Raw genomic sequence first — 15,761 nt, 5'->3', positions numbered from 1 at the left:
AAATATGATTTTACAAGGTTTCGCGGCAATTATGAATCCGGCCTGTATGGGACTGATAATAGTAGGAACAATAGTGGGTATTATTTTTGGAGCCTTGCCAGGGCTTACAGCTACAATGGCTATCGCTTTATGCCTGCCTATTACATATACCTTAGGCACAACAGAGGGGCTGTGCCTGCTGATTGGTTTATATATTGGAGGGATTTCAGGAGGACTTATTTCTGCAATTCTCTTAAAAATCCCGGGAACTCCTTCCTCTATAGCCACTACTTTTGACGGAGGCGCTATGGCTGAAAAGGGAGAGGCGGGAAAGGCCCTTGGAATCGGCGTGTTTTATTCTTTTATAGGGACAATGCTTTCTGTGGCAGTGCTGGTATTTCTGGCTCCAACTATTGCGCAGTGGACGATTAAATTCGGACCTTATGAATATTTTGCTATTGGAGTATTTTCCTTAACTATGGTAGGCAGCCTGGTATCAGGCTCTGTGGCAAAAGGACTGGCCAGCTGTGTGTTAGGCCTGTGCGTGGCCCAGGTGGGAGCGGCGCCTATGACCTCGGCTCTCAGATTTACATTTGGAAATCACCAGCTGGATAGCGGTTTTGCCATGCTTCCTGTGCTTATTGGATTATTTGCCATAACAGAGGTTTTTCTGGCGGCAGAAGAGGGACTTTCTGCTGAGAATGGAGGCACAAGACAATACAAAATGAAGGGATTTGGAGTATCCCTGAAAGAATTTAAGGAGCAGCTGGGAAATATGTTCCGCTCTGCGGCTATTGGCATTGGAATTGGGATTCTGCCTGGAATCGGCGGCGGCACCTCCAATATGATCGCCTATATGGCGGCGAAAAATTCCAGCAAGGAACCGGAAAAATTCGGAACAGGCTGTATTGACGGCATTATTGCCTCAGAAACCAGCAACAACGCTTCTATTGGGGGAGCGCTGATTCCCCTTTTAACCTTAGGCATACCAGGGGATACAACTACAGCTATGCTGTTAGGAGCTTTAATGATCAAAGGAATCTCTACAGGTCCTTTGCTGTTTAAGACAAACGGAGTTCTGGTGTACAGTATTTTTGGGGCAGTAATTATTGCTACATTTGCAATGCTGTTCTTTGAATATCTGGGAATGAAAGCATTTGTAAAAGTATTAAACGTACCCAGATGGATTTTACTTTCCATAGTCATTGCCCTTTGCTGCGTAGGCGCCTACGGCACCAACAGCAGAATGTTTGACGTGTGGACAGTTTTGTTTTTTGGACTGATCGGATATGGGCTGAAAAAATTTGGCTTTTCACTTTCCCCTTTACTGTTGGGATTTATTCTGGAGCCAACAATAGAGACAAACTTAATGAGAGGTATGCAGTATTCTAACGGCAGTATACTTCCATTTGTCACAAGCCCTATTGCCGATGTATTTTGGGTAATTACCATAGTGTCTGTAGCTATGACAGTGAGAAAACAAAGAAAAAGGGCTTAGGAGGAGCTGTTATGAATTTAGATTTTATAAAAGGAATTATTGTTCCTATTCTTACACCAATAGATGAAAATGAAAATATAGATGAAATGAAGCTGAGAAAAATGGTGGATCATGTAATTGAAGGCGGTGTTCACGGGATTTTAGCTTACGGCAGCAACGGCGAATTTTACGGTGTAGAAGAAAAGGATATGGAGCTGGGGCTGAAAATTATTGTAAATCAGACTAAAAAACGTGTTCCTGTTTACATGGGAATCGGGGCTATTACCACAAAAAAAGCTGTTCGCCTGGCCAGAATGGCGAAAACCATGGGAGCTGACGGAATTTCAGTGCTGCAGCCTATGTTTATTAAGCCAAATGAGGAAGAGCTGTACAGCCATTTTGCAGCAGTGGCTCAGGCTGTGCCTGATTTCCCTGTGCTTCTGTACAACAACCCGGCCAGAACAGGCTACAATATATCAGTAGGTCTGACTATGCGGCTTGGTGATGATTTTCACAATATTGTAGGAATTAAAGATTCCAGCGGCGACATGACTATGACGGCTGAATTTATCAGACAGTCCCAGGGAAGAAACTTTAAGGTGCTGGGAGGAAAGGACTCCTTGATTTACGGGGCAATGGCTTATGGAGCCGCAGGCTGCGTGGCCACTACTGCCAATATGTTTCCCGAGCTGGTAGTTTCTATTTATAATAAATGTGTGGCAGGAGATTTTAAAGAAGCGCTAAAAGAGCAATATCGCCTTACCCCAATACGCTTGGCAATGGATAAGGCCAGCTTTCCAGTAGGCACAAAAGACTTAGCAAACCTTATGGGGCTGGAGCCGGGAGCGCCTTATAAGCCGAATCAAAGCAGCGGGGAAGAAATTCTCAGTTATATGCGGGCGGCTATTCGCCTGGCCGGATATGATATTTAAAATTTAAGGCTTAGGAAGGGGAGAGATAGTATATGACGGTGACAGGAGTAATTATTCAGCCTGAAAAGGACACAGTGGCAGTTGTGACAAAGGAAGTAAGACCGGGAGATCAGGTGATTTGCCAGAAGGGCGGAGAAACAGTAGAAATCAACGCCCTGGAGCATATACCTCCTTACCATAAAATCAGCTTAAAGAATATGAAAGCCGGAGAAATTGTAACAAAATACGGGGAAGGGATCGGAAGGCTGACAAAAGATGTTTCTAAAGGCGGATATATACATATTCACAATCTGGGGCTGATGGAGGAAAAAATATGAAGCTGAAAGGGTATAGAAGAAGCGACGGGAAAACAGGCATCAGAAATAAAGTTCTGATTTTGCCTACCTGCGCCTGCTCCTCAGAAACCTGTATGAAAATTTCTGCTTTAGTGGAAGGCACAGTGTCCTTTACAAATCAGAACGGCTGTTCTCAGACAAATAAAGATGTGCAGTATACAATAGACACATTAGTTGGTTTTGCTGCAAATCCTAATATTTACGGCACTATTGTAGTGGGCTTAGGCTGCGAGGTGTGTTCAGCCGCAAAAATTGGAGAGCTGATCAGGCAAAGGACAAACAAACCTATAGAGGAGCTGGTAATACAAGAAGAAGGCGGCACCATAGGTACAATAGAAAAGGCTGTAAAGCTGGCGCTTAAAATGACGGAGGAGGCCAGCTGCGTGCCCCAGGTGGACATAGAATGGAATGAAATTATATTAGGGACAGAATGCGGCGGCACAGACGCCACCTCCGGCATAGCCGCAAACCCTGTTATGGGAAATACCTGCGACCGTTTAGTCTGGGAGCAGGGGACTGTTATATTAAGCGAGACCCCGGAATTTATTGGAGCGGAGCACATTCTGGCTGCCAGAGCATGTACGAAGGAACTGGGGGATAAAATCCTGGCTATAGTGAAAGAGTGGGAAGATTATATGAAGCTGTTAAAAACAGATTTAAGAGATTCCAACCCCTCGCCGGGAAATAAACAGGGGGGAATCTCCTCCCTGGAAGAAAAGTCTTTGGGATGTATTTATAAAGGCGGAACTACGCCGGTTATGGACGTAGTAGGCTGCGGGAAAGAAGTAAAGTCTAAAGGTCTTGTAATTATGGACACTCCCGGAAACGATACAGCTTCTCTCTGCGCCATGGCGGCAGGGGGAGCTGTGGCGGCCATATTTTCCAGCGGAAGAGGAACTCCTGTAGGAAATCCTATTATGCCGGTAATTAAAATCACAGGTAATCACAGCACCTTTGAAAAAATGAAATGCAATATTGATTTTGACGCCAGCCCTGTAATAGAAGGAAAACAGTCGGCGGAGGAAATGGGAGAGCAGCTGTTTTCTCTGTTAGGCCAAGTAATAAACGGAAAGAAAACAAAGGCGGAAGCCTTGGGAATGAACGAGGTGGCTATTTCCAGATATTGTAATTTCACATAAAATTATTAGAAAGTCTGCTATTGCCAGTTTCCTGCATTTATAGTATAATATAAGAATAGTTACTATTTTTAATATTATACATACAGGAGGGGATACAATGGGGAAATATCGATGCAGTATTTGCGGCTACATTTTGGATGAAGAGAAGGAAAACAAAAAGCTGGAGCAGCTGACAGAATGTCCTGTCTGTCATCAGAATAAAGGCGTGTTTCAGCCATTAGAGGAAGAGGCAGACATAAAGGAAAGCACAAAAGAGGAAAAGGCGCCTTCTTTAGCCTATCCTGAGGCATATGCCAGAAAAGATCAGTCCATTCCCTATATGGAGGAGATTCACGAAATGGCTGTTACAGGTAAAAGCCGGATTGCAGCTATGGGAACTGAGAAAAAAATGCCTGGCTGGGAAGATATTTTGATTTTAGGCGCTCAGCTGAATCCTATGCCTTTAGATGAGCACACTCCTGTAGAAACTAAAACGGTGATTGGAAAAAAAGCGAAAAAGCCAATGGTATTAGAGCATCCGGTTTATATTTCCCACATGTCCTTCGGCGCTTTGTCAAAAGAGACTAAAACAGCTCTTGCAATGGGCAGCGCGGCGGTAAAAACAGCTATGTGCAGCGGTGAAGGCGGTATTTTACCTGAGGAAAAGGCGGCAGCTTATAAGTATATTTTTGAATATGTGCCTAATAAATACAGCGTAACGCCGGAAAACCTTAGGGAGGCGGACGCGATTGAAATTAAAATCGGACAAGGCACTAAGCCTGGAATGGGAGGCCATCTGCCAGGGGAAAAGGTTACCTTAGAGATTGCCAGAATCAGAGAAAAACCTTTGGGAAAAGATATTATCAGCCCATCCCGTTTCCCGGGCGTTGACAGCAAAGAGGATTTGAAGGATCTTGTTTATCAGCTTCGCATGGCTTCAGAAGGCCGTCCCATTGGAATTAAAATTGCGGCGGGAAGAATTGAGAAGGATTTAGAGTTCTGTGTTTACGCCCAGCCTGATTTTATTACCATTGACGGGCGGGGAGGCGCTACAGGAGCCAGCCCTCAGCTAGTAAGAGACTCTACAAGTGTGCCTACTATTTATGCTCTGCATCGGGCCAGAAAATATTTAGACAGTATTCAGTCTGACATTGATTTAGTGATTACAGGAGGCCTTAGAGTTTCCTCTGACGTAGCCAAAGCTTTAGCCATGGGAGCGGACGCGGTGGCGGTAGCTACGGCGGCTATGATTGCGGCAGCCTGCCAGCAGTACAGAATCTGCGGCACAGGTATGTGCCCTGTGGGAATGGCTACCCAGGACCCTGATCTGCGGTCACGTTTTAAAATAGAGGCAGCGGCAAAGCGTGTAGAAAATTATCTTACAGTAACTTTGGAGGAATTGAAAACCTTTGCCAGAATTACAGGCCATGAAAATGTGCACCAATTATCAGTAGAAGATTTATGCACCATTAACAGAGAAATCTCTGAATTTACAAATATTCCTCACGCATAATGATGTGCAGGTCAGATTCTCAGCTGTGAAAAGAAAAATTGAAAGAAATTCTGCCGGAATTTGTAAAAAGCCTGATGTTGTAATATGAAGGAAAATATATTAGAATGTGGACATGGGTAACATGTACGTGTAGAGATGTACAAATATGTACAGTCTGCGAAAAGCTTCATAAAAAACAATACAGGAGAGGATTAAAGAGTATGATAATAACACAAACCCCGTTCAGAATGTCTTTTTTTGGAGGCGGAACAGATTTTCCGGAATTTTACAAGGAGCACGGAGGAGCTGTAATCTCCACCACCTTTGACAAGTACTGCTATGTGAATGTAAGACATCTGCCTCGTTTTTTCCATTATTCTACAGAGCTTTCCTATTCCAAAATAGAACGAGTAACATCAGTAGAGGACATTGAGCATCCTGCTATCAGGGAAGCTATGAAAATGTTGGACATGCATGAATTGCGTCTGACTTACGAGGCGGACCTGCCTGCCAGGTCAGGGCTGGGAACCAGCAGTTCCTTTGCCGTTGGTATGTTAAACGCATTTTACGCGTTAAAGGGAAAATATGCAGATAAAAGAAAGCTGGCGGACGACGCTATTTATCTGGAGCGAGTATTGTGCAAAGAAAGCGGAGGAGTGCAGGACCAGATTGCAGCAGCCTTTGGAGGATTTAACAGAATCAATTTTGGGGCAGAGGGATATGAGGTAAATCCTGTTATTATTTCCCCGGAAAGAAAAGCTTTGCTGAACCAAAGACTTATGCTGTTCTTCACAGGCTTTTCCAGATTTTCTTCAGATATTCAGGTAAAAACACAGCAGGCCCTGGAGGACAAAAAGGCTCAGCTGTTAGAAATGATTCAACTGGCAGACGAGGCGGAGGCAGTGCTTACATCCAAAACAGATTTAAATGAATTTGGCCGGCTTTTAGATTATACATGGCGTTTAAAACGAGGAATTACACAGCAGATTTCCACAGATTCCATAGACGGACTGTATAAAAAAGCATTAGAAGCAGGCGCATTAGGGGGCAAGCTGTTAGGCGCAGGCGGCGGCGGTTTCCTGCTTTTCTATGTAGAGGAGGAAAAACAGGCGGCGGTGGCCAAGGCTCTTAAAAATCTGCTTTATGTGCCGTTCCAGTTTGAAAATGGAGGCACAAGAGTTATTCACTACACGCCGGAGACCTACGAAAAAAGATAAAAAAAGATAAAATAGTAAAACAATAGCTGCTGCTTTGCAGGACGACGAAAAGAAATTTCAGTCCTGTAAGGCAGCGGCTTTTTTATTTCATAGGAAATTGCGTCCTATGAAACAAAAACGCTCCGCTGCGGATCGCACTGCGGCGGAGTGGTAGTATGTTGCTAAAGCAACCCGCCGCAGGCGGAGGGGCTGTAAAATAAGTCCTTAATTAGGAATCGCCAGTTCCGGCAAATGCCGGTTCTGGTGATTCCTTGTTTCAATATCTGTTATATGAACATGATTTCTGATCTTATATGTAAAAAAACGTACACTTAATAAAGCTATATGTATAACTTTTACATTTTAAGCAACTATTTCTTGTCTCCGCTTTTTATTATGATATTTATAAAGGTTAAAGCCACACGAAATCAATGTGACTTCGAGTATTACGTTTTTCTCGCCTCTCCGAAATAATCTTTTGTAAGATTTATCCCACTTTAAAATCCCAAATGTTCCTTCTGCCTGAATACTTCGATTCATTCCTAAAAGACTTCCTTGGGTGGTTTCAAGATTTTTGATCACCTCCTGATGGATGGCTGTCAATTCCTGATTCATGCGAATTGTTCGATTACCAGAGGCCTTTGAACTGCATTCTTTTTTATGCTGGCAACCATCTCAAGATTCACATTCATAGAGTTCTTCTGTTCTTCCATATTTATTCTTATAAACATGACGTTTGCCTTTAAAGTAAAATCTCTTGCCATTTGGGCAGATCGGGTTCCCAGATTCATCCCTTCCAAAGTTTACAGCACGATATGGGTCTTTATGATATTTCTTATCTGTTGTTTCTTTCTTGAACATAGTGAATTTCATATACTTTTCCATCCCATGCTCTTCACAATAAAGATCGTTATTGTAAGAACCATATCCCGCATCGGCAACTGGATATTTGGGGTAATGTCCGTACATTTCATTAAATTTCTCCATCAGCGGAACAAAGCATTCCATATCTGATGCATAGTGTTTTACATCTACTGCCGCAATGTATTCATCACAGACAGCAGTCTGGAGATTATACGCTGGAAGCAGCTGATCATTTCCCATGTAATCTCTTTTTAAACGCATAAATGTGGCATCATGGTCTGTTTTGGAATAACTGTTTCTTTCATCTCCACAGATTTCTATATGATGTGCATATGTTTTCAAGCGTTCAAGATATCTCTGCAATTCCTGATACTGTTTTTGCTGAATACTTTTTCTGTGACCACAGCCGGAAACAAACGAGGACTCCTTCAGAGCTGTTTCTTTTTTGTACATTTCCAACAGTTCACAAACATAATCAATGGCATACTCTTCCCTCTTTTGAAGCTTTACACCGAAATAGCTTAACACGTTTTGGTTCATGGCCTCGATCAGCATTGAAATCTTTTTAAAAACCTTATCTCGATTTTTTGTACAAGATTTTTTCCATATCCAGGTATATCGATTCGCATTCGCCTCTATTTTAGTACCATCGATATAAGTATGTTCCAGATCCACCTGGTTTTTTTCAAAAATATAAGTATTCACATCCAAAAAATCTGTTCGATTGAATCTGTAAGTTCATTTCGGATGATGTTGCCGAAAGTAACAAAGGAAGGGGGTCTCATGCCATCAAGCAGGTACATGTATCGGATATCATTTCTACAGAGTTTTTCAATATTTCTCAGAGAACAGATTCCGTGTTCCATAAAAGCAAAGAGTATTACTTTGAGGAGTTTCTGTTCATCACATCTTGGACGACCTGTTTTGTATCCCTTCTCTACAAAATATCCTGATAGGTCAATGTGATCCATTACTTCGCAGAAAGTATATACAGGATCAGAAATATCAATTAATTTTTCAATTTCTAATGGTAATTTTAATTGTCTTACAGTATAATTATTATTGGTATTTTTAGTTAGTCGCATAATTAATTATACCAAAAAAACGCTGAAGTCTCACGACCTCAGCGTTTTTTAGAGCTGTTTTTTTACAGCCCCTTTTTTATGCCGCAGTATTGTAGATATACAAGGAATTATGACATAAATCTAAACATTATATAAACTGGTTGACGGAAAAAAGAAAGTAAGTTATAATACAACTGTAATAAGATTTAATATTTATGTAACAAATGAAGTGAAACTTGTAAAATAAACAAGAGGCGTACAGCCTAAAATCAGGAGTTATAATTATGAATTTAAAAATTAGGAAGATAATAAAATTAGCGGCTGTCTGCGGCGTATTGTTTACAGCTAATGCAACAAGCGTTTACGCAGGACCAGAGCTGATCAGCGAATCCCAGATGTTAAGCAGCTTTCAGGCTACTATTTTAGCAGAAAGCGTAAATGTAAAAACAGAGCTGAAGGGCAGCGAGGTTTTAACAGAAGCTCTTCAGGGAGCTACGTTCCAGGTTTCTGGAAAGACAGAAGACGGATGGATATCTGTAGAGATCGGCGGGGAGACTGGATATCTTCCTATGGACAGTAATATTTCTGTAACAGGACCTGAGGGAGCCGACCTGCCGGTTTTGGAAAAGACAGCGGCTCAGCTGTCTGAGGAAAAAAGGCAGAACCTGGTAAATTTTGCAGTGCAGTTTATCGGCGGTCCATACCGCTACGGCGGCAATGATCCGCGCACAGGCGTAGATTGCTCCGGATTTACCCGTTACGTGGTTCAAAATGGGGCGGGGGTGCCTATGCAGAGAAGCGCCAGCTCACAGGCAACTCAGGGAAGAGCAATCAGCGCAGACCAGATGCGGCCGGGGGATTTAATCTTTTACTCCAGCGGAAGCAGAATCAACCATGTAGCTTTGTACATTGGCAACGGACAAGTTGTTCACGCCTCCACACCTGAGACAGGCATTAAAACATCTCCCTGGAATTACAGAACTCCTGTAAAAATTGTAAATGTAATGGGCGATTAAAACTTTTGAATAATTTTGAATAATATACATACAAGTAAGCCATACTAACCTTGAAACGAAATCACAGTTAGGAGGTTATGATCATGGCAAAGAATAATAACAACTACAATAATATGGACGATTCCAGCTCTAAGAACTCTCAGAACGGAACTAACAAAAGCAAAAATGACAGCCAGAACTGCGGACGCAATAAGAGCCAGAACTGCAGTCAGAACAAGAGCCAGAATTGTGACAAGTAATCACAGGCAGTGAGAGAAGTAAATAATACCCTAATAGTAAAACACAAAAAGCTGTGTTGCGCTGTTAGGGTATTTTTTTGTCCTGTAAAGTGAAAGCCTTGTCAAATAAAAAAATTGTGCTATAATTGACATATGCCGGAAACTAAAAGGAGGTGGGAAAATGCCAAGGCCGCAGCGCTGCAGAAGAATCTGCGGCAAACCTATGGTTACAGGTTTTTCACCTGACCATGTAACAGGGCTGGAGGCGGTTGTGCTTACCCTGGACGAGTTTGAAGTGATCCGCCTGGTAGACTTAGAAAAACAGACGCATCAGCAATGTGCCATGCAGATGGAAATTGGAAGGTCTACAGTAACAGAAATCTACGAGAGCGCAAGAGGAAAAATTGCAGACAGCCTGATAAACGGCCGCCGTCTAGTCATAGACGGGGGGAATTACAAGCTTTGTGACGGAGAACCTAAGTGGTGCTATAAAAAGCATTGTGAAAAACAGGAGAGAAAAGAAAAAATAAATATAATTGAAAAAGGAGATATGATTATGAGAATTGCAGTGACTTATGAAAACGGAGAGATTTTTCAGCATTTTGGCCATACAGAGCAATTTAAATTTTACGACGCAGAGGACGGAAAAATTACTGCTGAACAAATATGTGACACTAACGGCAGCGGCCACGGCGCTTTAGCCGGCTTTTTAACTGATCACCACGTGGACGTGCTTATTTGCGGCGGCATTGGAGGGGGAGCCCAGGCAGCTCTTATGGAAAGGGGAATCAAACTGTACGGCGGAGTGTCAGGCAGCGCTGATGAAGCAGTAAAAGCCCTTTTATCTGACACATTATCTTTTAACCCAAATGTACATTGTAACCACCACAACCATGAGCACGGTGCAGGACATACATGCGGCGAGCACAGCTGCGGCGGATCTCATCAGGAAAAATAATAACCTTATTACAAACAGAGAAAGGGACATAAATGACAGAACTCAGTTATTTGATTCAGCTGCCTTTTTGGGAGCAGCTGACTGACAGGGAGAAGGAATTTGTTCAGGCAAACTCTAACATACGCCAATATACTAAAGAACAGATTATCTTTAACAGTGGGACAGAGTGTCTTGGGATGTCCATGGTCATAAGCGGCCAGATGCGCGCTTATATTCTTTCAGAGGAAGGCCGTGAAATCACTTTATACCGGCTTCATCAGGGGGAACTTTGTGTGTTGACAGCCTCCTGTGTAGTAAACCAAATTACATTTGAAACTCTGATGTCAGCCTCCGCAGACTGTATGTTATTAGTAATGAGCACAGATGCCTTTGACAAGCTTATGAAGAAGAATATATATGTGCGCTGTTTTGCATATGAGCTTCTTTGTGAACGCTTCTCATCTGTAATGTGGACAATGCAGATGATTTTATTTAAGGGCTACGACAGACGGCTGGCTTCATTTCTAATCAGCGAATATAAAAACACTGGATTGGCTACGATACAAATGACCCATGAACAAATTGCCCAGTATACAAATTCTGCCAGAGAGGTTGTGGCGCGGATGTTAAAGCGGTTTGCCTCAGACAATTTAGTAGAGTTCAAAAGAGGCAGGATTACGCTGAAAAACATTGAAGCCCTTGAAGCAATGATATAATATGTGAATAAAATTGTATTTTTTGCTGGAATGCGACTTAGTCACAGTCTTTTTTTAAATCAGATGGTAAAGTATAATCAGTCAAAGGGATTAAGATGATCCTGAAATTGAAAAATTGATAGATAAAAAACTGATGAATAAGGAGAATACAAAAATGAAAGTAATCATTGTAGGAGGAGTTGCCGGAGGAGCTTCTGCCGCGGCAAGAATCAGGCGTTTAGATGAAAATGCACAAATCATTGTTTTTGAGCGCACCAGCTTTATTTCATATGCCAACTGTGGTTTGCCCTATTATGTAGGCGGCATAATTCAAAATGAGGAGGATTTAACCTTGCAAACGCCGGAAGGCTTTTGGGACAGATTTCGTGTAGATGTACGCGTCCGCCATGAGGTTACAGAGATCCATACAGAAAAGAAAACCGTAACTGTTTGCAGGCTGGAGACGGGAAAGGTCTATGAGGAAAGCTATGATAAGCTGATTCTTTCACCAGGCGCCAAGCCCACACAGCCCAATATGCCAGGTATTGATAATGATAAGATTTTTACTCTCCGCACAGTTGAGGATACATTAAAAATACACAAATTCATTGAAAGTGAAAAGCCAAAAAGCGCCACAGTAATCGGCGGCGGATTTATTGGAATTGAAATGGCAGAAAATCTTGCAGAGCTGGGAATCAAGGTAACATTGGCAGAATATGCCAACCATCTGTTAGCCCCCTTTGATTTTGACATGGCTTGTATTGTCCATTCACAGCTGGAAAGCCACGGAATCCGGTTGATGCTTAACACAGCTGTAACTGGATTTGAAAAAAACGGGGACAGTATTATAACAAAAACTGCAGGCGAACATAATATAACTTCTGATATGGTACTGCTTGCCATCGGCGTTATTCCTGAGACAGAGCTGGCTGAAAAAGCAGGACTGGAGTTGGGAATCAAAGGCAGCATTGTAGTAAATGACAAGATGGAAACATCTGCTCCTGATGTTTACGCTGTAGGCGACGCAGTTGAAATAAAGCATTTTGTAACAGGAAAGAAGGGATTGATTTCCCTTGCAGGTCCTGCCAACAAACAGGGACGTATTGCAGCTGATAATATTTGCGGAGGAAACAGCGTTTTTTCCGGTGCGCAGGGCTCTTCTGTAATTAAATTATTTGACATGACGGCAGCCGCTACAGGCATCAACGAATTTACGGCAAAGGCGGCGGGAATTGACTGGGAAGCCGTTATTTTATCCCCCGCCTCCCATGCAGGCTACTATCCGGGGGGCAAGGTAATGACTATGAAAGTGGTGTATGACAAGGCAAGTCTTCGTCTTTTAGGGGCGCAGATAGTAGGCTTTGACGGTGTAGATAAGCGAATTGACGTGCTGGCCACAGCTATTCGGGCCGGAATGAAGGCCACAGAGCTTACAGAACTGGATTTAGCCTACGCGCCGCCTTATTCCTCAGCCAAAGATCCGGTCAATATGGCTGGGTTTATGATTGAAAATATTGTTTCAGGAAAGGTAAAACAATTCCACTATGATCAGGTGGAAGAGCTTTCCCGGGACGGCAGCGTAACCTTATTAGATACAAGAACTCCTGTGGAATATGGCCGTGGGCATGTAGACGGCTTTGTAAATATTCCTGTAGATGATTTACGTGAAAGATTAAATGAAATTCCCAAAGATAAACCTGTTTATGTCATGTGTCAAAGTGGTCTCCGCAGCTATCTTGCCTGCCGGATTTTAAGCCAAAACGGCTATGAATGCTATAATTTCTCCGGAGGCTATGGTTTTTACCACATAGTGAAATCCGGGGAAAAGCCATCAGAAACAACATATCCATGCGGGATGAATAAATCATAAAAAGCCGCCGGGCTGCAGCAATAAACAAAAATGCTGCAGCCTGTTTTTATGTTACCCCCCTTGTCTGCAACACCGGAGATTTTCTGCATATAGTATTGTAAGACAAGTACTATGTCTGTACAGAAAGGAGAAACATAATATGATGGCGTATCCCACAATCACAATGGCATATCTGGACATGTGGCTGGAGAGAGGCGAGAATATGCAGGTAATTGATTTGCGGAACAGGGAATCTTATATGCAGGGCCACTTTTATGGGGCCATTAATATTCCGTTTGAAGAATTGGAAGAGAGAATCAAGGAGCTTCCTATAAATAAAATTTTAATATTTTACTGCAGCAGAGGCAGCAAAAGTATGCTGGCCTGCAACCGTCTTTCCAGAAGTGGATATCAGGTAGTAAACGTTGCCAATGGTTTTCACTTATACAGAGGAAAATACACAGCCACAGGGCTGTGACAGATGATAGAATTGTTGACAGAACTATAGTTTAACCTGACTTTGGTATCAGAGATTAAAAAATAGTGCAAACTTTAAGGTTTAGAAGGACTGCTAGCGGCAGTCCTTCTGTGTTTGTTATTATAGTTTATAATTAAAAATGGTGTTTATTTGAGTTTCAGATAGAAAGNTAACCTGACTTTGGTATCAGAGATTAAAAAATAGTGCAAACTTTAAGGTTTAGAAGGACTGCTAGCGGCAGTCCTTCTGTGTTTGTTATTATAGTTTATAATTAAAAATGGTGTTTATTTGAGTTTCAGATAGAAAGTAATTCGTTAAAGGAAGATGAAATTTATCAGCTAGGTCATTTATAAAAGTACAATCCCTTGTGGTGTTTATATATTTATGTTCGCCTTTTGTTACCCTGAAATCTTTAATGAATCTAAATATATCTGAAGTTGAATATTTTTCATCCAGTATCTTAAATTGAAAAATCCTCTCTAAGAGAACTGTTAAATAGCAAATCAAAAAGTGGCCTTTAATCGTATTTTCTTTTTGAAGAAATACCGGCCGTGCATCCAGGTCTGATTTCATAATCTTAAAGGATTCTTCAATTCTCCACAGATTATGGTAAGTACAGTAAATATCCTGATCTGTCATCTGGGTTTCGGATGTGACCAGAAGATTGTATCCGGCAAGTTCGAGGTCCTTATCGATGGCAGCCTGATTAATCCTTGTTTTTGCTTTATTTCCTGTTTTATCTGTGAAATCCACATATTTTCCTGCTTCTCCAAAGTCATTCCTTTTGGCTTGTGACAGGGTAAGTGCTTTTGCTTTTTCTACAAGGCGGTTTATTTCATATCTTTTTTTTGCAGCAAGGGAAGGATTGTAGGTAACCAGGCGTTTCTCTGTAAGCATAATGGTCTGTTTTTTTCCGTTATACTCTATGGAATAAGGAAAAGTATCAATACAGCTTTTATAGCGGTATAAAAGTTTTCCGCTTTTATCTTTGACATCTTTGTAATCCTGTTCTAATAATACCCAGGTTTTTTCTGTCGAAGGCAAGGTTTTTACAGATTTTGAAAACAGATAACCATCTCCATTCTGTTTTGAAAACGCAATGTTTTGTGCACAATTAAGTCCTTTGTCTGCGACATGGATGGTTTTTCCCATGATATTGTTCCTATTTTTAAGTCCATCAATCACATCACGTAGAATGGGTTTTTCTGACTCATTTCCCGGATACATCTTCATACCGACCGGAATCTGGTTCCGATCCAAAAGGAGCCCAAGACCGATGATGGGTTCCTTTTTGTTTTCTTTGCTCGGTCCTTTTTTTCTGAAATCATCCTCCCTGTCTATTTCAAAATAGAAATTCGTACAATCAAAGTAAGAGTTTGAAGTATCCAGTCCATAAACAGCCGCAGTTTGTACAGTAAAGATCTCGATAAACTTTTCATAGTTTTCTCCCAAAAAGGCAAGACCATCAAGAAGCTGATCATAGGAATAATGCGACGAATGGTACAGATTGGGAAGCACATCGTGGAATGTCCTGTTTTTACTGCATGGGCATACACCTCTTGCGTAGACTAATGTAGAAATCAATTCATAAAGATCGAACTGAAAATCATATGTAAGATGAAAATAATTCACATACTTTTGGATTTTTAATTTCTCAAGGATTGCTTTCAGTGGAAAGTATCCAAGATAAAGAGTTGGAGAAATGTCAGAAATTTTGCGGACACCTTCTTCTTTTCGTTGCTGGTTTAAGAGAGCTACTTCTTGTTGGTAAAAAGAGATTGGATCTTCCATGCCGTTCTTTTTCAGTGTTTCTACAGAGCCAAGGGATTTGTAGCATTTGTGAGCTGCCCCCTTTTTTTCCTGATTATAAAAACTGTCATAAATCGCAAGATAAGTTCTGCCTTTTAAAGTTGTCTTTTTTAAAAAATATGCCATAGAATCCCTCCTCAAAAAGATAGCACCACTAACACTATTAGTATATCGCAAAAAAAGAATTTTGAAAAGTTTTTTTGCAATAAAAAAAGCCTTATTTAAAGGCATTTGTGAGGCTTCAGAGCAGAAAATACTCCTAAAGATTTCTAGTGCTAACTTCTAAAGACGGGGTTTTCACT

13 protein-coding genes and 1 pseudogene are annotated in these 15,761 nt (G+C 41.6%); 12 read left to right on the top strand and 2 right to left on the bottom strand.

Annotation, left to right across the window (positions count from 1 at the left end):
* Positions 1–4: 4 nt before the first annotated feature.
* From C1A07_RS05915 to C1A07_RS05890, 6 genes are all read left to right on the top strand, one after another.
* A complete protein-coding gene (locus C1A07_RS05915; protein ID WP_101876286.1) occupies positions 5–1,477 on the top strand; it encodes a tripartite tricarboxylate transporter permease in 1,473 nt (490 codons plus the stop codon).
* An 11-nt stretch (positions 1,478–1,488) separates the two neighbouring features.
* Positions 1,489–2,388: a dihydrodipicolinate synthase family protein gene (locus C1A07_RS05910; RefSeq protein ID WP_101876285.1), complete on the top strand. Its 900-nt coding sequence runs from the start codon at positions 1,489–1,491 to the stop codon at positions 2,386–2,388.
* A 32-nt stretch (positions 2,389–2,420) separates the two neighbouring features.
* A complete protein-coding gene (locus C1A07_RS05905; RefSeq protein ID WP_101876284.1) occupies positions 2,421–2,705 on the top strand; it encodes a UxaA family hydrolase in 285 nt (94 codons plus the stop codon).
* Positions 2,702–3,862, top strand: a complete 1,161-nt coding sequence (locus C1A07_RS05900) for a UxaA family hydrolase (RefSeq protein ID WP_101876283.1) — start codon at positions 2,702–2,704, stop codon at positions 3,860–3,862. Before C1A07_RS05905 ends, C1A07_RS05900 begins: the two co-directional genes overlap by 4 nt.
* Positions 3,863–3,959: 97 nt before the next feature.
* The gene (locus C1A07_RS05895; protein WP_101876282.1) at positions 3,960–5,354 is read left to right on the top strand and encodes a glutamate synthase-related protein; all 1,395 of its coding nucleotides are present in this window, start codon (positions 3,960–3,962) and stop codon (positions 5,352–5,354) included.
* Between the two features lie 200 nt (positions 5,355–5,554).
* Positions 5,555–6,550 carry a GHMP family kinase ATP-binding protein gene (locus C1A07_RS05890; RefSeq protein ID WP_101876281.1) on the top strand — a complete coding sequence of 332 codons (996 nt, stop codon included), beginning with the start codon at positions 5,555–5,557 and terminating at the stop codon, positions 6,548–6,550.
* A 342-nt stretch (positions 6,551–6,892) separates the two neighbouring features.
* On the opposite strand, the pseudogene C1A07_RS16910 reads toward C1A07_RS05890, so the two are convergent.
* Positions 6,893–8,478: pseudogene (locus tag C1A07_RS16910) on the bottom strand (transposase).
* A 263-nt stretch (positions 8,479–8,741) separates the two neighbouring features.
* Between C1A07_RS16910 and C1A07_RS05880 the strand changes: the two are divergent.
* From C1A07_RS05880 to C1A07_RS05860, 6 genes are all read left to right on the top strand, one after another.
* Positions 8,742–9,473 carry a C40 family peptidase gene (locus C1A07_RS05880; RefSeq protein ID WP_101876280.1) on the top strand — a complete coding sequence of 244 codons (732 nt, stop codon included), beginning with the start codon at positions 8,742–8,744 and terminating at the stop codon, positions 9,471–9,473.
* An 83-nt stretch (positions 9,474–9,556) separates the two neighbouring features.
* Positions 9,557–9,712 (top strand): hypothetical protein, encoded by a 156-nt coding sequence (locus tag C1A07_RS16190; protein WP_180952192.1) that lies wholly within the window; start codon positions 9,557–9,559, stop codon positions 9,710–9,712.
* Between the two features lie 160 nt (positions 9,713–9,872).
* Positions 9,873–10,649, top strand: a complete 777-nt coding sequence (locus C1A07_RS05875) for a DUF134 domain-containing protein (RefSeq protein WP_101876279.1) — start codon at positions 9,873–9,875, stop codon at positions 10,647–10,649.
* A gap of 32 nt (positions 10,650–10,681) precedes the next feature.
* Positions 10,682–11,344 carry a Crp/Fnr family transcriptional regulator gene (locus tag C1A07_RS05870; protein WP_101876278.1) on the top strand — a complete coding sequence of 221 codons (663 nt, stop codon included), beginning with the start codon at positions 10,682–10,684 and terminating at the stop codon, positions 11,342–11,344.
* 154 nt (positions 11,345–11,498) lie between these two features.
* Entirely contained in the window at positions 11,499–13,193 is a 1,695-nt protein-coding gene (locus tag C1A07_RS05865) for an FAD-dependent oxidoreductase (RefSeq protein WP_101876277.1), read from the top strand.
* A gap of 139 nt (positions 13,194–13,332) precedes the next feature.
* On the top strand, positions 13,333–13,650 hold the full coding sequence (locus tag C1A07_RS05860; RefSeq protein WP_101876276.1) for a rhodanese-like domain-containing protein: 318 nt from the start codon (positions 13,333–13,335) through the stop codon (positions 13,648–13,650).
* A 258-nt stretch (positions 13,651–13,908) separates the two neighbouring features.
* Here C1A07_RS05860 and C1A07_RS05855 read toward each other — a convergent pair whose 3' ends face one another.
* Complete coding sequence (locus tag C1A07_RS05855; protein WP_101875548.1) at positions 13,909–15,585, bottom strand: IS1634 family transposase; 1,677 nt, start codon at positions 15,583–15,585, stop codon at positions 13,909–13,911.
* Positions 15,586–15,761: the final 176 nt, after the last annotated feature.

Source organism: Lachnoclostridium edouardi, from assembly GCF_900240245.1.
Lineage (GTDB): Bacteria > Bacillota > Clostridia > Lachnospirales > Lachnospiraceae > Lachnoclostridium_A > Lachnoclostridium_A edouardi.
Note: the sequence above shows the minus strand (reverse complement) of the source record. Positions and strands in the feature narration are given on the sequence as shown.